Annotated in this window: 22 protein-coding genes and 1 tRNA gene; 9 read left to right on the forward strand and 14 right to left on the reverse strand. The window is 54.2% G+C overall.

Annotation, left to right across the window (positions count from 1 at the left end; translation table 11 throughout):
• Positions 1-99: 99 nt before the first annotated feature.
• From KKW20_RS08405 to KKW20_RS08455, 11 genes are all read right to left on the reverse strand, one after another.
• On the reverse strand, positions 100-1,329 hold the full coding sequence (locus tag KKW20_RS08405; protein ID WP_214567439.1) for a phage major capsid protein: 1,230 nt from the start codon (positions 1,327-1,329) through the stop codon (positions 100-102).
• A 35-nt stretch (positions 1,330-1,364) separates the two neighbouring features.
• The gene (locus tag KKW20_RS08410; protein WP_246534515.1) at positions 1,365-1,934 is read right to left on the reverse strand and encodes an HK97 family phage prohead protease; all 570 of its coding nucleotides are present in this window, start codon (positions 1,932-1,934) and stop codon (positions 1,365-1,367) included.
• Positions 1,935-1,944: 10 nt separating this feature from the next.
• Positions 1,945-3,126, reverse strand: coding sequence for a phage portal protein (locus KKW20_RS08415; protein WP_214567440.1), 1,182 nt, complete (start codon positions 3,124-3,126; stop codon positions 1,945-1,947).
• Positions 3,127-3,307: 181 nt separating this feature from the next.
• Positions 3,308-4,657: a DNA-packaging protein gene (locus tag KKW20_RS08420; protein WP_214567441.1), complete on the reverse strand. Its 1,350-nt coding sequence runs from the start codon at positions 4,655-4,657 to the stop codon at positions 3,308-3,310.
• Positions 4,593-4,934: a hypothetical protein gene (locus tag KKW20_RS08425; RefSeq protein ID WP_214567442.1), complete on the reverse strand. Its 342-nt coding sequence runs from the start codon at positions 4,932-4,934 to the stop codon at positions 4,593-4,595. The genes KKW20_RS08420 and KKW20_RS08425 overlap by 65 nt, the downstream gene beginning before the upstream one ends.
• A 174-nt stretch (positions 4,935-5,108) precedes the next feature.
• Positions 5,109-6,269 carry an endolytic transglycosylase MltG gene (gene mltG, locus KKW20_RS08430; RefSeq protein ID WP_214567443.1) on the reverse strand — a complete coding sequence of 387 codons (1,161 nt, stop codon included), beginning with the start codon at positions 6,267-6,269 and terminating at the stop codon, positions 5,109-5,111.
• Positions 6,269-7,531, reverse strand: a complete 1,263-nt coding sequence (gene fabF / locus KKW20_RS08435) for a beta-ketoacyl-ACP synthase II (protein WP_214567444.1) — start codon at positions 7,529-7,531, stop codon at positions 6,269-6,271. The genes mltG and fabF overlap by 1 nt, the downstream gene beginning before the upstream one ends.
• Before the next feature lie 176 nt (positions 7,532-7,707).
• On the reverse strand, positions 7,708-7,941 hold the full coding sequence (locus tag KKW20_RS08440; RefSeq protein ID WP_108788894.1) for an acyl carrier protein: 234 nt from the start codon (positions 7,939-7,941) through the stop codon (positions 7,708-7,710).
• A gap of 240 nt (positions 7,942-8,181) precedes the next feature.
• Positions 8,182-8,919 (reverse strand): 3-oxoacyl-[acyl-carrier-protein] reductase, encoded by a 738-nt coding sequence (gene fabG / locus KKW20_RS08445; RefSeq protein ID WP_214567445.1) that lies wholly within the window; start codon positions 8,917-8,919, stop codon positions 8,182-8,184.
• A 9-nt stretch (positions 8,920-8,928) separates the two neighbouring features.
• Positions 8,929-9,867 carry an ACP S-malonyltransferase gene (gene fabD / locus KKW20_RS08450; RefSeq protein WP_214567446.1) on the reverse strand — a complete coding sequence of 313 codons (939 nt, stop codon included), beginning with the start codon at positions 9,865-9,867 and terminating at the stop codon, positions 8,929-8,931.
• A 97-nt stretch (positions 9,868-9,964) separates the two neighbouring features.
• Positions 9,965-10,552: a hypothetical protein gene (locus tag KKW20_RS08455; protein ID WP_214567447.1), complete on the reverse strand. Its 588-nt coding sequence runs from the start codon at positions 10,550-10,552 to the stop codon at positions 9,965-9,967.
• Positions 10,553-10,848: 296 nt separating this feature from the next.
• Here KKW20_RS08455 and rpsF point away from each other — a divergent pair, with 296 nt between their 5' ends.
• The 5 genes from rpsF to KKW20_RS16625 all read left to right on the forward strand — a co-directional run bounded on the left by rpsF (position 10,849) and on the right by KKW20_RS16625 (position 13,689).
• Positions 10,849-11,205, forward strand: a complete 357-nt coding sequence (gene rpsF, locus KKW20_RS08460) for a 30S ribosomal protein S6 (RefSeq protein WP_214567448.1) — start codon at positions 10,849-10,851, stop codon at positions 11,203-11,205.
• Positions 11,206-11,224: 19 nt separating this feature from the next.
• On the forward strand, positions 11,225-11,452 hold the full coding sequence (rpsR, locus tag KKW20_RS08465) for a 30S ribosomal protein S18 (RefSeq protein WP_214567449.1): 228 nt from the start codon (positions 11,225-11,227) through the stop codon (positions 11,450-11,452).
• A 10-nt stretch (positions 11,453-11,462) separates the two neighbouring features.
• Entirely contained in the window at positions 11,463-12,080 is a 618-nt protein-coding gene (rplI, locus tag KKW20_RS08470; RefSeq protein ID WP_214567450.1) for a 50S ribosomal protein L9, read from the forward strand.
• Positions 12,081-12,450: 370 nt separating this feature from the next.
• Complete coding sequence (locus tag KKW20_RS08475) at positions 12,451-12,963, forward strand: lytic transglycosylase domain-containing protein (RefSeq protein WP_214567451.1); 513 nt, start codon at positions 12,451-12,453, stop codon at positions 12,961-12,963.
• A gap of 111 nt (positions 12,964-13,074) precedes the next feature.
• Positions 13,075-13,689, forward strand: a complete 615-nt coding sequence (locus KKW20_RS16625) for a CatB-related O-acetyltransferase (RefSeq protein WP_214567452.1) — start codon at positions 13,075-13,077, stop codon at positions 13,687-13,689.
• Between the two features lie 212 nt (positions 13,690-13,901).
• On the opposite strand, the gene tig is transcribed toward KKW20_RS16625, so the two are convergent.
• The gene (tig, locus tag KKW20_RS08485) at positions 13,902-15,233 is read right to left on the reverse strand and encodes a trigger factor (protein WP_214567453.1); all 1,332 of its coding nucleotides are present in this window, start codon (positions 15,231-15,233) and stop codon (positions 13,902-13,904) included.
• Between the two features lie 21 nt (positions 15,234-15,254).
• A tRNA-Leu gene (locus tag KKW20_RS08490) sits at positions 15,255-15,338 on the reverse strand.
• A 232-nt stretch (positions 15,339-15,570) separates the two neighbouring features.
• On the opposite strand from KKW20_RS08490, the gene KKW20_RS08495 reads away from it, so the two are divergent.
• Both KKW20_RS08495 and KKW20_RS08500 read left to right on the forward strand, forming a co-directional pair.
• Positions 15,571-16,113 carry a Hint domain-containing protein gene (locus tag KKW20_RS08495; RefSeq protein ID WP_214567454.1) on the forward strand — a complete coding sequence of 181 codons (543 nt, stop codon included), beginning with the start codon at positions 15,571-15,573 and terminating at the stop codon, positions 16,111-16,113.
• Between the two features lie 108 nt (positions 16,114-16,221).
• Positions 16,222-16,638 (forward strand): Hint domain-containing protein, encoded by a 417-nt coding sequence (locus tag KKW20_RS08500; RefSeq protein ID WP_214567455.1) that lies wholly within the window; start codon positions 16,222-16,224, stop codon positions 16,636-16,638.
• Here the strand turns inward: KKW20_RS08500 and KKW20_RS08505 are convergent.
• Positions 16,605-18,221, reverse strand: a complete 1,617-nt coding sequence (locus KKW20_RS08505; protein WP_214567456.1) for an NAD(P)H-hydrate dehydratase — start codon at positions 18,219-18,221, stop codon at positions 16,605-16,607. The genes KKW20_RS08500 and KKW20_RS08505 overlap by 34 nt on opposite strands.
• A gap of 170 nt (positions 18,222-18,391) precedes the next feature.
• Here KKW20_RS08505 and KKW20_RS08510 point away from each other — a divergent pair, with 170 nt between their 5' ends.
• Both KKW20_RS08510 and glnA read left to right on the forward strand, forming a co-directional pair.
• Positions 18,392-18,730, forward strand: a complete 339-nt coding sequence (locus KKW20_RS08510; RefSeq protein ID WP_214567457.1) for a P-II family nitrogen regulator — start codon at positions 18,392-18,394, stop codon at positions 18,728-18,730.
• Positions 18,731-18,764: 34 nt separating this feature from the next.
• Entirely contained in the window at positions 18,765-20,171 is a 1,407-nt protein-coding gene (gene glnA, locus KKW20_RS08515; RefSeq protein WP_214567458.1) for a type I glutamate--ammonia ligase, read from the forward strand.
• The last annotated feature ends 108 nt before the right edge of the window (positions 20,172-20,279 follow it).

Genomic DNA, 20,279 nt, shown 5'->3' on the forward strand with positions numbered 1-20,279 from the left:
TTGCTCGGACGGAGGGGGAGCAGCTAGACAACACGGGGTTTGACCAGTACGTGCCCAGCCTGTGCCGTTACAAACGGCACAGACCTTGGGTCTCAGCTCTTACGAGGCAGAGAATTTCAAAAGCTTGATGGCCGCAAAGTCGCTTACATCACCGCCAACACGTTTGGTGGCATAGAAAAGAACATGCGGTTTGGCCGAGAACGGGTCACGCAGGATGCGTGTATCTGGGCGTTCGGCAATGGTGTAACCGGCTGCAAAATCACCAAAGGCAATCGACAGGCTGTCGGCGGCCACATCGGGCATATCTTCTGCGACAACAACGGGATAGCCCATCAGGCGCGCTGGTTCACCAGCAACGGTCGAGTCGGTCCAAAGGAAACGACCATCCGCGTCTTTCAGCTTGCGCACACCACCCACGGTTTTTGAGTTCATGACAAACGCAGCGTTCGCACGGTACTCAGCACCCAATGCATAGATCAGATCAATAATCGCATCGGCAGGGTTCGAGGCATCAAAATCACCCGCTGCACCGGTGGCAACATAGCCAAGATTGCCCCAGTCATGGCTGTCATTTTCAACAGTCGTATGGGTCAAAATACCTTTGGGTTTGTCTACACCATCACCGTTGATAAAGGCCGCCGCTTCGGCGCGGGCAAATTTATCCGCGATACGGCCAGCCAACCAGGTTTCAATATCAAAGGCTGCATCATCCAAAAGCCGCTGAGATGCCTTTGGCAGAGCCGACAGTTCGTGCAACGGAATGGCGATGCGCTCGATGGTTGGCGAACCTGTTTCGGCAGAAGCACCCGTTTCGGTGGCCCAACCGCTTTCAAGATCACCGCGATCAATCAGCACGTCATAAGAGGTGCCTTCGACATTCACGACATTGGCAATTGCGCGCAGCGACGCCGTGCCATTCAGCACGCCTTTGATGGTGTCAGCGGTTTGCGGATCCACCAGATAACCGCCATCAGCGGCAACTGCAGTCGACATGCCCTTGGCATCCAGTTCGATTCCGCGCAGGCCATCGTCGTCACCGGAACGAACGTAAGCTTCAAACGCTTTTTGATGGGGGGCGCCAAGGTCAGTTTCAGCGGCCAGGTGCGGACGGGCCGCGTTCAGTTGAGATTTGCGATCCAGCATGGTCAGTCGCTCTTCCTGTTGTTGAAGTTTAATGGAAATTTCAGATTGAAACTCTTTGATATCGCTCACGAAACCGGTCAGTGCGGTCTTCACCTCGGTGGCAGCATTCGGTGCCACGGACAGGTCTGCGGAGGGGCCAGAAGGCACACCTTCCTTGCCCAGAGCTTTCGTCTCTTTCTCGCTCATGAATAGGTCCTTGATAAAAGGTTCAGATCACTGGCTCAGCTGTCGCCTGCCAGTATTTGGCGCGCGTCTTGAATGGCCGCGGCCAGTTCACACAGAAGGGGTTCTTCGCCTTGGGTTTCCCCTTTGGCCCCCACCCGTGCACTGGGCAACATCGGGAATGTGACAAGTGACACCTCCCAAAGCTCCAGCTCGCTCAAGAGCCGTTGGCCCTTGTCGTTCTTTGTGGCTTTCACGGTGCGATATCCAATGGAAAGACCATCCATCGCACCCGCCTCGATCAATGCCGCCGCTTCTTTTCCGCGTGCAACATCAAGCAAAATACGTCCTTTGACATATAGCCCTCGGGCGTCTTCTTTGACCTCATCCCAAACGCCAATGGGCTGGTTTGGGTCGTGTTGCCAAAGCATCTTTACGCCGCGTCCCTTTTGGGCGAGCGCACGCAAGCTTTTGCCGTAAGCACCAGACAGGACAATATCATTGCCATTGTCCACCTCTCCAAAGTAGCTCGCATAGCCTTCAATCGCCACGCCATCTTCGGTGTGCACAGCCTCTTCCAGCCGAGCAAATTTATGCTCCAGGCCCATATCAATGTGTTTATCGCTCATGCCAACCTCCTTATTTCTCATCTTCAGAAAGCTTGGGCAGGCCCAAAATCACGCGTTTTTCGGCATCTGATAAAAAGCTTGCCTCGGACACACGTTTCCATTGCTGGTCACGCTCTGCCGCTAGTGCAGGCACCTGATCCAAATCCGGCTTCAAAAACACAGCTTCGCCAGTAAATTCGCTTAGCCAGTGCCCAACGCTTGCAGCAACGCGCGTCACCAAAGGCACAACTGTCAGGCGATAAAACGCGCGGCTGGCTTCTTGGTAATTTGCGTACGTCGCATCGCCCGGAATACCGATCAGCATCGGGGGAACCCCAAAGGCCTGAGCAATCTCACGCGCGGCGGCTTCTTTGGTCTTTTGGAACTCCATATCCGACGGAGAGAACCCCATTGGCTTCCAATCCAATCCGCCTTCCAAAAGCATGGGGCGACCCGCATTCCGCGCACCCACATGATGGGATTCCATCTCGTTCAGCAAGCGATCATATTGATCCGCAGACATCTGAGCTTGTCCATCCAAACCCTTGTAAACAATGGCACCAGAAGGACGTGCTGCATTATCCAACAACGCCTTTGACCAACTGCTCGCGGCGTTATGCACATCAATCGCCGTGGCCGCGGCCTGTAAAGGGGACAACCCATAATGGTCATCCTGCGGGTGGAAGCTTTTGATATGGCACACAGGACTTGGGCCATTGCCCAAATGGAAACGATGTTTGCGCGCACCAACGGTATAGTCATACGCAACAGGCCAACCATCCGCGCCAGGCACCAGGCTCATCCGATCTGAACGCAAGACATGCAGCTCGAGCAGCGTGCCATCTTCGCCAGAGACAGCTTCGATATAGCCGTTGCCCGTGAGTGTCAGTTGGCCAAACAACGCCTCAAACAATTCAGCCCTGCCCTGTGCTGTGTTCGGACGAGACAGCAAATCAAGCATAGGGTGCGCCTCATACCGACGTTCGGTATCTTGCAAAACAATCGGCAGGGCCGCTGCGGCTTCGGCGATGAGCTTTACGGAACGAAAGCCCACAGGGTTCGCCGCAAATCCAGTTTTGGTCAGGCTGACCACGTCACGCGGGCTCCAGGCCACACGTCCAGATCCCTGATAAGCAATGACAGGGCCGGTCGCAGATGCCTTGGTTTCTGGCACCGCCTCTGCTCCGTCGCGCTTCAGAAAGTTAAAAACCATATTCAGGCTCTCCTCGCTTCAGGCTGCCAATTGGCAAGCCGTTCCCGGCCTGACGCACGCTTGATGCGCCAGCCTAGGTAAATCTTTGTTCTTCGTGGGGTGGTCAGGATGCCGGTTCAATCTGCCGCAGCACCCTGCCTTTCGATGTTTTGCAATTTGCCAGAGAGGGTTAAAAAAGAGTTTAACCTAGCGTGCGCACCGATGGCCTGCTCCAGTTCGCAACAGGGGCAATCATCAGTTCGTGCAGCGCCCAGACCAATGCATCAAGGCGATCGGGGCTTCCTTTGCCCTCATAACCATTAGGGGTCATGCGACACATCTGGTCTTCGAGGTCACCAAAATGACCGGCATGATGCACCTTGCCTTGCTCATAAAGCGCCGCAATGGGTTCTGCGCGCTGCGATTTTCCCCGGCTGGCACGCACCGCGCGATAGGGAACAGATGGGTCAATGGATTGGATCACATCCCGCACCAGATCCCCGCCCTGATTGACCTCAGCAACCAAACGATCCGCGTTATGCCGCGTCATCGCCTTTAATGCGGCTTGCGCCCATTCCGTTGGCGAGGCCGCTTGAACCGTCGCATCCTCAAGCACATAGGCCCGCCAATCCTTTGGGTGCCCCTCTGTTACAGCGCCGACAACCACAATGCCGCATTCATCAGACCCTTTATTGGCCGTCACCGAGGGATCCACCGCGACAATCACCCTGTTAAAGTCGGGCAATTCCCCGTCCTGCCGCGCGGCATCAATGGATTTAAGCGACCACATCGCCCCCTCGACATCATCGAGCAAAACGCCATCAAGCTCCTGCCGCCCCAAATGTGATCCCGCATAACGGTTTCGCACTTCTTCAAGGAAACTTTTGGCAAGATAGGCACGGTTTGCTTCTGTCGGAGCATGCGTCGTCACGGTTGATGGATTGGCGAGAATGTCTTTCAAGACGCCCACGTTGCGTGGTGTTGTCGTAATGACCTGACGTGGGTGTTCCCCCAGCCGCAGCCCAAACTGCAGCATATCCCAGGTTTCTTCAGCTTTTTTCCACTTGGCCAATTCATCCACCCAAGCCGCATCAAATTGCGGGCCACGCAACCCTTCAGGGTCATGGGCCGAAAAGACCTGAGCGACGGCACCATTGGGCCATACAAGTTGTTTTCGGGTGGCAACCCATTCCGGGCGCCGGTCCGGGGGAGAGCAGGCAATAATTCCGCTCTCTCCAAACACCATCACTTCGCGGGTCTGATCAACGGTTTCACCGATCAAAGCCACGCGCCGCGAGCGGCCAGGGTCCATCGGCCCCGCCCCCTCAACCTCGGAACGAACCCATTCGGATCCGGCGCGGGTTTTTCCCGCCCCGCGCCCCCCCATAATGACCCAGCTGCGCCAATTCCCAGCCGGGGGGACTTGATGTGGCAAAGCCCAGAACTCAAAAATATATGGCAATGCGGCCAACGCCCCATCACTCAGATCATTCAGGAACATCTCTTGTTCTTTGGGCGTTGCGCAAGCAAGCCAATCTGCGCCCGATCTCATCTCGGGACGCAACAAGGTCGAGCTCGCCTCCGCCTTGTCCGTCGGAAATATTTTTGCCGGATTGCTCAAGTCGCTTCCTTTCATCAAATATATTTTGAACGGCTTTGCGAAGCTCGCTGGCCGTTTTGGCCAATCCTGTCGATCCTTCGCCATCGTTCATTTTCGCCACTTCCAATTGGCGCTCTAACTCCTTCAAAACACGAAAGAAGAGATCGTTTGCGACCCCCAAGAAATCAGGGGAAGGTGCATCTTCTCCAAAAGGCGTATTATTGCTCATGTGTTCGTGTCTGCCTCTCATGCTCTTGTCCGCACGAGCGACATGAAAAACGGCCCGAAGCACGAGGCTTGGGCCGTTCATTCACGTCTTCTAGCGTAGTTAAGACCCTATCCGGGACCGTGCGTTCCGTCAAATCTGAGGGAAGCAACAGCGCACGGGAGAGAAAGGTCTTATTTACTGATTGGCGCGCTGCGCTTCAAGTTCACGCCACTTGGCAACATTGGCGTTATGCTCTTGCAAGGTTGTCGCAAATGCATGTCCCCCAGTGCCATCAGCAACAAAGAACAAAAAGTCCGTTTGATCCGGGTTCAACGCCGCTTCAATGGCTTGACGCCCTGGGTTTGCGATCGGTGACGGGGGCAACCCGTCGATCACATAGGTGTTGAAGGGCGTTTCGCGGCGCAGTTCAGACTGACGCAATCCACGGCCAAGCGCCCCTTGCCCTTTGGTAATACCGTAAATCACGGTTGGGTCGGTTTGCAGGCGCATACTCTTGTTCAAGCGGTTCACAAACACGCTCGCCACTTGACGGCGCTCAGCGGCAACTCCGGTTTCCTTCTCAACAATGGACGCCATGATCAGCGCCTGTTCTGGGCTGTCATAGGGCAAGCCCTCTGCACGAGCCTCCCAAGCCGCACTCAGGATGGCGTCTTGGCTGGCCTGCATCGCAGCAATCAGATCTGCACGCTTCGCACCGGGTCGCACTTCGTAACTGTCTGGTGCCAGGCTACCTTCCGAGGGAACCTCGGCCACATCACCCGACATAAAATCAGCAAGCTTCAGGCTTTCCACGATTTGCCAGCTGGTCACACCTTCGGCGATTGCGATGCGATACCGCGTATCGTCTTCGGCGCGCATCGCAACATAATTCTCTGGCAGGGCCCCCTCCAACTCTGCCGGCTTGAACTCAGTCGAAACCGAGTATTCTTGGGTTGCCGGGTCAAGTTCGCGCACTTGCATCACGGCGGTCAGAACACCCACGCGGTACAAGATCTCTGTCCCACAAGTAGAGGCCCCACCACGGGTTACAATGTCCAAGATCTCGCTCATCGACGCCCCCTCGGGCACAAGGAACGATCCTGCTTTCAAAAGGCTCGACTTATCGGAATATTCAATGCCAACGCGGAAAATCGACGCCGACGAAATGGCGCCCATATCCGACAACCGGTCCGAAACCCGCGAGAAATTAGACCCTTTATCGACCTTAAGGCACACAGCCTGTTCAAGTGGGCCAGGTTGAGAAAACTCTCGTTTCCCCCACGCAATCATCCCAACTCCAACGATAAGGATCGCAATAAACAGTGTCAGCGCGTTAGACGCAATGTGACGCCACATCAGTCCGTGACCTTCCCCATGACAAGGCTGGCGTTGGTGCCGCCAAAGCCAAAGCTGTTGGACAAGACCACATTGATCTCGCGCTCTTCTGCTTTGTTGGCCGCCAAGCTCAAACGCGGCTTAACCGCCGGATTGTCGAGGTTAATCGTTGGCGGGGCAATCTGATCACGCATCGCCAGCACACAGAAAATCGCCTCAACCGCCCCCGCAGCCCCAAGAAGGTGGCCGATCGAGCTTTTAGTCGAGCTCATGGTTACCTTTTCGGCAGCATCCCCGAGCAAGCGTTCCACCGCCTTCAGTTCCACAGCGTCCGCCATCGTCGATGTTCCATGCGCGTTGATATAATCAACATCAGCAGGTTCCAAACCCGCGCGAGCAAGTGCCGCTTCCATCGCACGGAACCCACCATCACCATCCTCAGAAGGTGCGGTGATGTGATAGGCGTCGCCAGACAAACCATAGCCCAGCACTTCGGCATAAATCTTGGCCCCGCGCGCTTTGGCATGTTCATATTCTTCCAGCACCACAATGCCGGCGCCCTCGCCCATAACAAACCCATCGCGGTCTTCGTCATATGGGCGGCTTGCGGCTTGTGGATCATCTTCGCGTTTGGTGGACAAGGCTTTACACGCATTGAAGCCCGCAATGCCGATCTCACAAATTGCGGCTTCTGCGCCACCAGCAACCATCACATCAGCGTCGCCCAGCTGGATCAGCCGCGAAGCATCCCCAATCGCGTGCGCCCCTGTGGAACAGGCTGTCACGACAGCATGGTTGGGGCCTTTAAAGCCGTATTTGATCGACACCTGACCAGAAATCAGGTTGATCAAGGATCCGGGGATAAAGAACGGCGAGACACGACGCGGTCCGCGTTCATGCAGCAAAACAGCGGTGTCAGCGATTGAGCTTAGCCCACCAATGCCCGATCCAATCATCACACCGGTGCGTAATTTATCCTCTTCCTCTTCAGGAAGCCAACCTGCGTCTTTCAACGCCATATCCGATGCCGCGATGCCGTAAAGGATGAAATCATCAACTTTACGCCGCTCTTTTGGAAGCATCCAATCATCAGGGTTAAAGGTTCCATCAGATCCATCACCCAACGGAACTTCACACGCATATTTCGTTGTCACACGAGATGCGTCGAATTTCGTAATCGGACCTGCGCCCGATTGCCCATCTAGAATACGTTTCCAGGTTTCTTCGACACCACATGCCAACGGTGACACCATGCCCAGACCTGTAACTACCACTCGACGCATTTTGCAGCCCCTTCTCAGGAATTCTAATTGTTCCACGCTTGATAGCGCGGCACGGCACATCTGGGCAAGGCGTTTTCAACCAAACTGCGAAAGGTCGCGCACCCAAACATGACGTTAAATAAAAAGAAAACGGCGCCCCGGGAGGCGCCGTTTCCAAATGTCTCACCTAAAAAAGCTTAAGAAGCTTCGGTGATGAACTTTACAGCGTCGCCGAAAGTTTGAATTGTTTCAGCTGCATCGTCTGGAATTTCGATGCCGAACTCTTCTTCGAAAGCCATAACCAACTCTACGGTATCCAGGCTGTCAGCGCCAAGGTCGTCGATGAACGAAGCCGATTCCGTAACTTTGTCTTCTTCAACACCAAGGTGCTCAACAACGATTTTCTTCACACGATCTGCGACGTCGCTCATGATAAATCCTCACGTTTTCAGGGCATCTGCCCTTTGCATTCCGGCCTAAGGCCATCTTTCATTTGGCCCTCATGGGCCGCTCAGTTTCCCGCGCGTCTAGCCGAGAACCCCAAACGTGCTTTCACAGCCGGGGAAAAACCTGCGCCGCCTATAACACATCACTAACAATAGGCAAACGCTTTCCACCTTCAAGGGGGTGGAGGAATTGGCGCGCAAAAATACGCCAACCCGAATGTCTTATCAGATCATCGCCATGCCGCCATTGACGTGCAACGTGGCCCCGGTTGTATACCCAGCCTCAGCCGAGGCGAGATACAGAACAGCCGCGGCAATTTCCTGTGCTTCGCCCATGCGGGCTGCTGGAATTTGCGCGTTGATCTTGCCTTTTTGATCATCTGTCAGCTTTTCGGTCATCGCAGTTGCAATAAATCCGGGCGCCACACAGTTGGCGGTGATCCCGCGGCTGGCGACTTCGTAGGCAATTGATTTTGTCATGCCAACCATACCTGCCTTAGAGGCCGCATAGTTCACCTGACCAGGGTTGCCGGTTGCCCCAACGATTGAGCTGATATTGATGATTCGACCCCAGCGGGATTTCATCATCGGACGCATCACCCCACGACAAAGGCGCATTGTGGACGTCAGATTGACGTTGATCACACTGTCCCATTCCTCATCCGACATGCGCATGAAAATCTGATCCCGTGTAATCCCGGCGTTATTCACCAAGATATCGACCGATCCCATCGCCTCAATCGCTTGTTTAGGAAGCGCGTCAACAGCTTCGCCATCAGACAGGTTGCACGGCAAAACATGCGCGCGCTCCCCCAGCTCGGACGCCAAAGCTTCCAAAGGTTCCACACGCGTCCCAGAGAGCGCAACAGTTGCCCCAGCCGCATGCAACGCTTTGGCGATAGCACCGCCAATTCCACCAGACGCGCCAGTAACCAGCGCATTTTTTCCAGTCAGATCAAACATAGTACTTCCTTATTTCAAACTCTCAGCGGCGGCCGTGACATCATCAGGTGCCCCCACGGCGCGGCAGGTTACCTCTTTGGCAATCCGTCGGATCATTCCAGAAAGCGCTTTTCCGGCCCCGATTTCCCAAATTTCTGTCACACCCTTTGCCGCCATCCAAGACACAGATTCGCGCCAGCGGACCGACCCTGTGACCTGCTCCACCAACAAGGAACGAATAACAGCTGGATCTGACACTTCAGATGCGCGGACATTTGCCACCAAGGGGACAATTGGTTGCTTCATATCGACGTCTGACAAGGCTTGCGCCATGGCCTCAGCCGCGGGTTGCATCAATTCGCAATGGAAAGGCGCGCTGACGGGCAACAAAAGCGCACGGCGCGCGCCTTTGGATTTTGCAATCTCAAGCGCCCGTTCAACGGCTTCTTTATGGCCAGAGACAACCACTTGGCCCGGATCATTGTCATTTGCTGCCTGACACACCTGACCTTGGGCGGCTTCAGCGGCAACAGCAGTCGCCGCTTCAAAGTCCAGCCCCAACAGGGCAGCCATTGCACCGACACCGACAGGTACAGCCTCTTGCATGGCTTTGCCGCGAATACGAAGCAAACGCGCGGTGTCTGCGATGGAAAGCGTTCCTGCGGCGGCCAGTGCGGAATATTCACCCAACGAGTGCCCCGCCACAAACGCGGCGGCGTCCATACCAACCCCTTCGGCTTCCAAAGCTTTCACAGCGGCCAAGGATGTGGCCATCAGCGCGGGTTGTGCATTTTGGGTCAATGTCAGTTCATCTTGCTGCCCGTCCCAGATCAAGGACGAGAGCTTTTCGCCAAGCGCCTCATCAACTTCATCAAAAACAGCTTTTGCAGCTGGATAAGCATCGGCCAAAGACTTGCCCATACCAATTGATTGGGCGCCCTGCCCGGGGAATACGAATGCGCGGCTCATGGCCTCTCCCTCTCCCTTTAAACGTTCCTAAGGGGAATAGCCTGAGGGAAGATTGGGCGCAACGTGTTTAGGTTCCCGTGGGGCAAGTCATCCCAGCTTAAGCGCACAGTTGCTTTGCACGTTCACGCGCCAGGTCCGCAGAAATACGTTGCAGGAGCGGAAACAACAGGTCTTCGGCCCCAAACGCAATTTCCAATGCCTGTGGTGCATTGGCACGCCGGACATAAAGGACTGCATCCTCACCGACACGCTCCGGAGTGCTTAGAAAAAGCTCTCCGGCGTCGCGCAAAGGAAGATCAACGGTTGAAACAAAGCGACCATTTGCATGACGAATGCCCCGACGCAGCTCTTGGCGCTCCAGATCTACTTGCATTTCATCTCGGTGTTCATTTGCGCTTCCCCAAACGGCGACGCCCCCCAGCAACCCAAACAAAACAGTCACTGATATTTTAAATGATAACACCTCTGGGTGCACAGATGTTCCGGGCAACAGCCATAGCCCCGCTGCGACCAACAGAAATATCGCGCCAATATAGCGCGCAAAGCCGAGACCCAGACGTGTGAAAAGGCCAGCCGCTTCTTGCGATGTAATCATATAGCCCCACCGGGCATGGGTCAGCTCAGGCCCATTATTGTCCTGCCCTCTTGGCCTAACAACTTGAATTCCTTCGACAACTACGCTCATTTTTCCACCCTCAGTTCAGTCCTTGCTTGGCGTTAACCATTTTAAAGTAAGATGGCGGGAATGCGGCAAGCTGCGGGCTTTGTGTTGACGTTCTGGGGGTTTTCTGTTGGCAGGGCCTGGTTCGGCCATAAAACCTCGTAGAAATGGGTATCGCGCCGATGTCAGCTTGCATCTTCACAAGAGCCGTGTATAAGGCGCTGTCCTTTCCGCAAATACATCAATGCGTCGCCTCTCGTGTGTGGGTCGTGGAAAGGTTGGGCCACACTTTGAAGCGCGTCTAATGAACAGGAGCTAACATGCCCCTTTATGAGCATGTCTTCATCTCGCGTCAGGATCTTTCCAACACGCAAGCTGAAAACCTTGTCGAACATTTTGGCACAGTTCTGGCTGACAACGGCGGTAAAGTCGTTGAAAGCGAGTACTGGGGTGTCAAAACGATGGCCTACAAGATCAACAAGAACCGCAAAGGGCACTATGCCTTTCTGAAAACCGACGCGCCTGCCGCTGCGGTTCAGGAAATGGAACGCCTGATGCGCCTGCATGACGACGTTATGCGTATCTTGACCATCAAGGTCGACGATCACGCCGAAGGTCCGTCGGTACAAATGCAAAAACGTGACGAACGCGGCGACCGCCGTGGCCGTGACCGCTAAGTTCGGAAGGATCTAACCAATGGCTAGCAAACCGTTTTTCCGCCGCCGCAAAGTTTGCCCCTTCTCGGGCGACAATGCACCGAAGATCGATTACAAAGACACCCGTCTTTTGCAGCGCTACATCTCTGAGCGCGGTAAAATCGTCCCTTCACGTATCACCGCCGTCTCGGCCAAGAAGCAACGTGAATTGGCCCGCGCCATCAAACGTGCCCGCTTCCTCGCCTTGCTGCCCTATTCTGTGAAGTAAGGAGAACATCATGCAAGTTATCCTTCTGGAACGTGTGGCCAAGCTTGGTCAAATGGGCGACGTTGTTGACGTGAAGTCGGGTTACGCCCGCAACTTCCTGTTGCCACAAGGCAAAGCTTTGACAGCCTCAAAAGCCAACATCGCTGGTTTTGAAGCACAAAAAGCGCAGCTGGAAGCCAACAACCTTGAAACCAAGACAGAAGCCGAAGCATTGGCTGAAAAACTTGGTGGTCAGCAGTTCATCGTGATTCGTTCGGCTTCGGATGCCGGCGCCCTTTACGGTTCGGTCACCCCGCGTGACGCCGCAACGGTTGCCACCGAAGCAGGCTTCACAGTGGACAAGAAACAGATTTCGCTGCAAGCCCCGATCAAAGATCTTGGTCTGCACACTGTTTCGGTCAAACTGCACCCTGAGGTTGAAGTTGAGATCGACCTGAACGTTGCCCGCTCGGAAGAAGAAGCCGAGCTTCAGGCAAGCGGCAAATCGATCCAAGAGCTGGCAGCTGAAGCTGAAGCTGAAGCAGAGTTTGAAATCGCCGAACTGTTCGACGAACTCGGCGCTGCTGCCTCGGACGATGACGAGGACGCCCCTGCTCCCGCAGCTGAAGAAGCTTCGGAAGAAGAGTGATCTTCGCGACATAAGCATTAAGAAAGCCGCTCCGAATTGGGGCGGCTTTTTTATATTCGCTGCCTAAAATATCCAGACCGGGCGCGCGCCCATCCGGCATGCCCCCCAATCATTCGACAACTCGTCCCCGCCAAGTTCGACAAAGACATCATGCGTGCAATATGTGGAATGACGTTTCCTTGCCCGCCGCGTGTACCGCCATCGGGGAACCATCACCTCAACCTATGCTTTCCCCCCGCTTGGTTGCGGCAGAGTGGTATTTTGGCCCCCTTACCCACAGCCCCACAGCGGAGAGGTGGACATAGCAGAAGGTCGCGCATCACAATCATCTTGCTTTCGTGTTGCTCCAACCCGCACTAGGCTCGGCGATATGACTGTATTCTCTAACATATCCCGCCGTCATCTTTTGCTGCTTGGTTTTGGGCTTACGCTGACGGCCTGCGCCCGTGGGCGGCGTGGGCGGAAGGTCAACACATCGGCCCCCAACCCCACATCGGGCTTCAACCCACCTCTTTACCCCAATGAAACACCCGAGTTGCGCGCCCAGATCAACAAATGGGCGGATTTTTATGACATTCCGCGGGTATTGGTGCACCGGCAAGCCATCCGAGAAAGCACACACCGACCCTGGGCGCGAAATGGCCCCTATTGGGGGCTGCTGCAAATCTTGCCGCAAACGGCACGGACAATGGGGCACCGAGGCCCAGCCAATGAGTTATTAGACGCGGACACAAACCTGAAATACGCGGGGAAATACCTAAAAGGTGCATATCTGGTGTCAGGTGGAAATATTGAGATGGCGATGAAATGGTATGCGCGCGGGTATTATTACGAAGCCAAGCGGTTGGGCCTCTTGGTGGAAACCGGGCTGCGCCCTGGATAAGGATGTGTTTGCTCAGACAGCTCACTCTGTTTCTGCATTGGGGTTTCTGTATTGGGTCTTTTTTTAACCGCCCCATGCGGGTAATCTCGTTTGAAAAGCCGAGGTAAAGCGATGAAGAATGTGATCCATGGGCGCAGTCAGGTGGCGCGTTCTGCCAAAATCGAGGCTCCGGTTCGGCTGGAGCGTTTTTCCAAAGTCGCCGATCATGCTTCCATGGGGCGAATGTCTTACCTTTCGGAGTTGTCCACGCTTGCGCGCCGCTGCCAGTTGGGGCGCTACTGCTCGGTTGCTCGGTTCGTAGAAATTGGCCCGATTGAACATCCTGTGGATTACCTTAGCTCCCATCCCTTCCAATACTCCAAACACCACTTCGCAAATCAAGAGGCCTGGGAAAGCTTTGAACGGTGCGAATTCGACGAAAAGCCCGGGGCCATTGTGGGAAATGATGTCTGGATTGGGCTAAACGCCGTTATCCTTAGGGGCGTCACAGTTGGGCATGGGGCCATTGTTGGCGCGGGGGCGGTTGTGACCAAAGATGTACCGCCATATGCAATTGTTGTGGGAAACCCTGCCAAAATTCTGCGCTACCGTTTTGATGCTGAAACCATCCAGCGCCTGCTGGATGTGGCATGGTGGGATATGGAACTGGAAGAGCTGTCAGGCCTGCCATTTAATGACATTGAGGAAACGCTTCGCATGATGGAGCAGGCACAGGCACACCAATAAGGCGGAACGTGGGTCATCTGACAGCCGCTGAATGCATGGCTATTTGTTTTGACTACGGTCAGCACAAACTGCTTCAATCTCACTCAAAACACCATAGTTGGTATCAATAGCACGCGCGTATTGAACGGGCTCGTTCGGGTCGCCCCTTTCAATTCCCCCAATACAAAAAAGGCCGCCCAATGGGCGACCTTTTGTAAACGATGTTGATCGTTTTATTCTTCTTCAAGAGCTTCCACAGCTTTTTGAAGATCGTCCTTCGACACTTCTTTTTCCGACACTTCTGCCAGCTCAATGATATAATCGACGACTTTATCTTCAAACAAAGGCGCTTGAATTTGCTGGCGCATCTGTGGGTTTTGCTGAACGAATTCAAAGAACTGACGTTCTTGACCCGGATACTGACGCGCTTGGTTCATAACGGCTTGGGTAAAGTCGGCATCCGACACTTCCACGTTCGCTTTTTGACCCAGCTCAGCCAACAAAAGACCAAGACGCACACGACGTGCTGCCAAGGTTTTATGCTCTTCAGTTGGCTCGATTTCAGGGTGATCATGCCCCTGAACGTCAGGGTTTTCTTCGTGCCACAGCTGATGCGCGATTTGGTTGGCTTCAGCGTCCAAAAGGGATGGTGGCAGTTCAAATTCAACCAGTTTGTCCAGCTCATCAAGCAAGCCGCGTTTCATAACCGCGCGTGCAGCGCCGCCAAACTCAGCTTCCAAACGCTCACTGATTTGGCCTTTCAGACCCGCAAGATCTTCTGCACCAAATTTGGTTGCCAGCTCATCATTGATTTCAGCGGCAACAGGCTCTTTTACTTCTTTCACAGTACATGTGAAAACAGCATCCTTGCCGGCCAAGTTCTCAGCGCCGTATTCGGCTGGGAACGTCACTTTAACGTCCAGCTCATCGCCAGCTTTCACACCAACCAGCTGCTCTTCGAAACCGGGGATAAAGCTGCCTGAGCCCAAAGTCAGAGGGTAATCCTCAGCGGCGCCACCTTCAAAGGCTTCGCCGTCTACTTTACCCAAGAAGTCGATCACAACCTGATCACCGTCTTTGGCTTTTGACCCTTTTTTGCGGTCTTTAAAATCTTGAGCTGTCTCAGCCAGATTGGCCAGAGCTTCGTCAACATCAGCTTCAGCCGCTTTCACAACCAGCTTCTCAAGCTTGATGCCTTTCAGATCAACCTCTGGAATGGCAGGCAGCGCCTCATAGGACATATCGACCTCGATGTCGTCGCCCTCTTTCCAATCTTCATTGGTCATTTTTACGTCAGGCTGCAAAGCTGGACGGTCGCCGCTGTCTTCAAAGTGCTTGTTCATCGCACCGTCAACAGCTTCTTGCATGGCTTCGCCCATCAGGCGTTGGCCAAACTGCTTTTTCAAAAGCGCCATCGGCACCTTGCCCTTGCGGAAACCTTTCATCTCCACTTCCGGCTGCGCTTCAACCAGCTTCTCATTGACTTTGGCGTCCAGATCCGCGGCAGGAACCACGATCTTATAACCGCGTTTCAAGCCTTCGTTCAGGGTCTCGGTGACCTGCATGTCGTTGTCCTTTATCATCTTTGGTGCGGGTGAAGGGACTCGAACCCCCACGCCATAGGCGCCAGAACCTAAATCTGGTGCGTCTACCAATTCCGCCACACCCGCAAAACCTAGAAGGCAGCCCTATTGGGGTCGCCGAATTCGCGCCCTTCTAGCAAAGGACGACAGGGGATGCGAGAGGAAAAACGCAATGTGAGTCCGGTTTGCCACGACTTGCCCAATAAAAGTGCCCTGCCACATAAAAAACATCGGTCTTAACAAATTATTGGCCTATGCTGGCTAACAAAAGAGCAGTGCCCCGCAAGAGGGCCAATAACAAAGTTGCAGGTGGTGCACCATGACGCTTCAAGCGCGTGGGCTTGTTTCGGCTAATGGCCGACAGGTCCGTCATATCTATTCCTCTGGGCTCAGCGCTGGCGCGCGGGTTCTTACCCTATCCGGTGAAAAGCCGATAGAAGACATCAAGGCAGGCGAGCGGTTGGTCGCAGCCGATATAGGTGTTGTTCGTCTTAGGGCTATTTCAAAAAAACGTATGCATTTACGTGATATGGTCAGGATCTGCCCCTCCGCCCTTTGGGAGAGTGACGAAAGCGATGCGTTTTTCGTGGCTCCAAATCAACCCATCGTCGTAAGGGGCTGGATGGCCCGCGCCATGTTCGGGCGGGACAAAGCTCTTGTATCCGCACAACGGCTTTTAGATGGGAAAATTTTCCGAACGCCGATCGAACACAACTTACAAGAAGGGACCGTCACCTTGTTTCAGCTGCATTTTGACAAGCGTCATCTCATTCGTGTTGGGGGGATTGATATGACATCAACCATGCTTTCTGCCCTAAAACCCAGCAAGAAAGAAACAGTCAGCGATTGGGAGGGGCATTAGACCCGCCACATAAACAGTTTCGTTAACTTTCCTAATCCCTGCCCCATTTCCGCCCCAATTCTCAACGAATGGTTACTGCAGGGATTACGCGAAAGAGAAAGAGCTGCCATGACTTTTCAAGCAAACACCGCCGATTTCAAAGCAACATCAGAAACGAATGCTGGTCTTGCCAAAGGTACAATTGTGCTGACCTTGCGCGGAGAAGTCGCGGTTGAAGACCTGAGGGTCGGCGATAAAGTCATCACACGAGATGTCGGCGCCCAGCCGCTGCGCGGCCTCCGCCGCCATACTGGCGAAAGTTCGATTGTCGAAAAGGACAGCTTTGGCACCAATCGCCCAGCACGCGACATGCGCGTTTCGGTGGCGCAACCGTTCCTGATGCGACACGACGGCCCGATTTTTGCAACCGCACGGCTCATGGCACAGGATACGCACGCAAGACTGAAAAACACCCCCCTGTATTGTTTGGTCTTTGATCAAAGCCATGTGATTTACGCAGACGGGGCTGAACTGGCCGTTGCCTGATACCTTAGCGACCTAAAGACCTCCGGCAATGTTTCGGCCAAATCCTCGGCAATCAGACCAGGGCCAAACAATCTGGCCGCTTCTACGTGAAGAAATGCGCCTGCCGATGCAGCTTTAAGCGGCGAAAACCCGCGTGCCAGCAAGCCGGTGATGAGCCCCGCCAACACATCTCCTGCCCCGGCGGTCGCCAACCATGGCACCGACCGCTCGTAATGAGCAGAATGGACAGCATACCGGCCGTCCGACGATGCAATAACTGTATCAGCCCCTTTAAAGAGCACCACACATCCGGCACGTTTGGCCGCCTCAAGTGCCGCATCGACCTTGGAATAGGCGGGCCCTGTTGTGCTGGGTCCAAGCAACCGCTGCGAAAGATCCGGAAAGAGCCGCGCAAACTCTCCGGCATGGGGCGTCATCACGACATTTGGATGTATCATCTGAAACAAGGTTTCAGGATCATCGGCAAAAGCCGACAATGCATCTGCGTCGAGAACGCATGGAATTTTGTCAGCCAGACTGATCGGAACCAAAGCCCGCGCGCGATCAAACCCCAATCCTGGCCCCATACAAATTGCGTTGATCCTTTTGTCGAGCAATCTTTTCTTTAGCTCACTCGCATCGGAAACACGCGACTGCATAATTGCGGTAATCTGGCAGGCGACTTCCATACGTGCGGAAGGCGGCACGCCCAGGGTGACGACACCTGTCCCCACCCTTAATGCGCCACGCGCCGCAAGACGTGCCGCGCCAGTTTTACCAAACTCGCCTGACAATATCAGGGCATGACCGTGATCAAATTTATGCCCGGCGTGTGAATAGGAATCCAGTTTATCGACGCCACCCAAGGTTTGCGCCGACACCAGCATCGCCCCCGCGTTCACATCGGTTTGCAAGGACTTTGGGATGCGGTCCTGATCTTCGCTTTCGGGTAGCCCGATATCAACAACCACGGTTTGACCGCACGCCACTGGCCCTTCGGCCAGAACATGCCCCAGCTTCATTTTATGAAAGCTGACCGTTATATCTGCAGTCAAAGGGTCTGCCCCTGAAAGAAAGCGACCGCTGTCCATACAAAGCCCAGATGGCGCATCAATGGCGACAATCCGTTTGCGCACGGAGAAGGCGCCTAATTCTGTGCTCAGGACCTGTGCCAAGGGCTTCTCCAGAGGTCGCGTTAGCCCCGTGCCAAAAAGTGCATCAATCGTCAAATCGCTTTGCGGAAAGGGGTGGGGAATATCGCCCAGGTGAAGCGGGGACACTTCGCCCATATCCAGCCAGCGATCATAGTTTTTACGCGCATCAGGCGGCATTTGATCGGGGTGGCCATAAAGCAGCACTTTAACACCCCACCCCGCGCGCTTCAGCAAACGCGCAACAACAAACCCGTCACCGCCGTTATTGCCAGGACCACAAAGCACCAAAGCCGTCCCATCATCACGTTGCAACTCTGGCCACTTGTTAAAAATGGCTTCGACGACGCCCTGCCCGGCACGCTCCATCAACTGAAGGGCTGAGACGACACCTGAGTCGATTGAGCGACGTTCAATCGCGCGCATTTGCGCCGAGGTTAAAAGGTCAACCATGGATTCCCCTTCATTTTCCGCACATCTTTTTGGCACAGCGCCCAATATTTAGGCACTAATCGCTTTTTTATGCAATCGCGGCATACCTCGACCACCCTATGCAATTGTCGTACGGAAGGGAAAGTGGTCTCTCTGCATTTAACGCGCAAGTTACCAATGGGAGAAGCCAGATGAAGAAGATCGAGGCAATCATCAAACCGTTCAAATTGGACGAGGTGAAAGAAGCGCTTCAGGATATCGGCGTACAGGGTCTCTCTGTGATCGAAGTCAAAGGCTTTGGTCGTCAAAAAGGCCATACAGAACTCTATCGTGGAGCAGAATATGTGGTTGATTTTCTGCCCAAGGTAAAGATCGAAGTCGTGCTGCCAGCAGACCAAGTTGATGAAGCGATTGCGGCCATCGTGGACGCGGCCAAAACTGACAAAATTGGTGACGGCAAGATTTTTGTTTCCCCCGTTGAACAAGCCATCCGTATTCGGACCGGCGAAACCGGTCTCGACGCCGTTTAATCGGCCTTAAAGTTTCGAACAAAAGGAAAAAGCAATGAGCACTCAAGACGTTCTCAAGCGGATCAAAGAAGAAGACATCGCATATGTTGACATCCGCTTCACTGATGTACGCGGCAAGCTGCAACATGTGACGGTCGATTGTGACCTGGTGGACGAAGACTTCATCGAAGAAGGCTTTATGTTTGATGGGTCGTCCATCGCAGGCTGGAAATCGATCGAAGCGTCGGACATGAAACTGATGCCTGATACTGAAAGCGCTTATGTTGATCCGTTCTATGCGGAAAAAACACTCTGCATTCACTGTTCAATTGTAGAGCCAGACACAGGCGAAGCCTATTCACGCGACCCACGCGGCACAGCGCAAAAGGCAGAAGCATACCTGAAATCCTCGGGTATCGGTGATGTCTCTTATATGGGTCCAGAAGCAGAGTTCTTCTTGTTTGACGATGTACGTTACAGCGTGTCGATGAACAAAGTGTCATGCGAAGTTGACGCCATTGACGCGTCTTGGAACACAGACACCGAATATGAAATGGGCAACTCGGGCCACCGTCCGGGCGTCAAAGGTGGTTACTTCCCCGTCAACCCAATTGATGACGCACAAGACATTCGCGGTGAAATGCTGTCGACCATGAAATCCCTGGGCATGAAAACCGACAAGCACCACCACGAAGTTGCATCCTGCCAGCACGAGCTTGGTTTGATCTTTGATAGCCTGACCAAACAGGCTGATGAGCTGCAGAAATATAAGTACATCATCCACAATGTGGCACATGCTTACGGCAAATCGGCGACCTTCATGCCAAAGCCAATCGCGGGTGACAATGGCACCGGCATGCACGTAAACATGTCGATCTGGAAAGATGGCAAGCCACTTTTCGCCGGCGACAAATACGCGGACCTCAGCCAAGAAGCTTTGTACTTCATCGGCGGCATCCTGAAGCACGCCAAAACGCTGAACGCCTTCACCAACCCGGCGACCAACTCGTACAAACGTCTGATCCCTGGTTTTGAAGCCCCTGTTCTGCGCGCATATTCGGCGTCGAACCGGTCAGGTTGCGTGCGTATTCCATGGACCGAAAGCCCGAAAGCCAAGCGCGTTGAGGCCCGTTTCCCTGACCCCGCAGCCAACCCATATCTGTGCTTCGCGGCCCTGTTGATGGCTGGCCTTGACGGCATCAAGAACAAAATTGATCCCGGCCCCGCACAAGACAAGAACCTCTATGACCTGCCCGCCGAAGAGCTGCAGGACATCCCTACGGTTTGTCACTCTTTGCGCGAAGCTCTGGACTCGCTTGAAGCGGATCACGACTTCCTTCTGGCAGGTGACGTGTTCACCAAAGACCAGATCGATGGCTATTTGGCTCTGAAATGGGAAGAAGTGTACGCCTATGAGCACACACCTCACCCGGTTGAATTCCAGCTTTACTACAGCTGCTAAATCCTGTTTGGGTTCATCATCAAAAGGGCGCCTTCGGGTGCCCTTTTTCTTTTTGCACGTTTCTCTGATAGGCACATTCAGGATTGCGAGCTATCATGCGGTATTTCA

It is taken from the genome of Aliiroseovarius lamellibrachiae (assembly GCF_018599245.1).
GTDB classification, from domain to species: Bacteria; Pseudomonadota; Alphaproteobacteria; order Rhodobacterales; family Rhodobacteraceae; genus Aliiroseovarius; species Aliiroseovarius lamellibrachiae.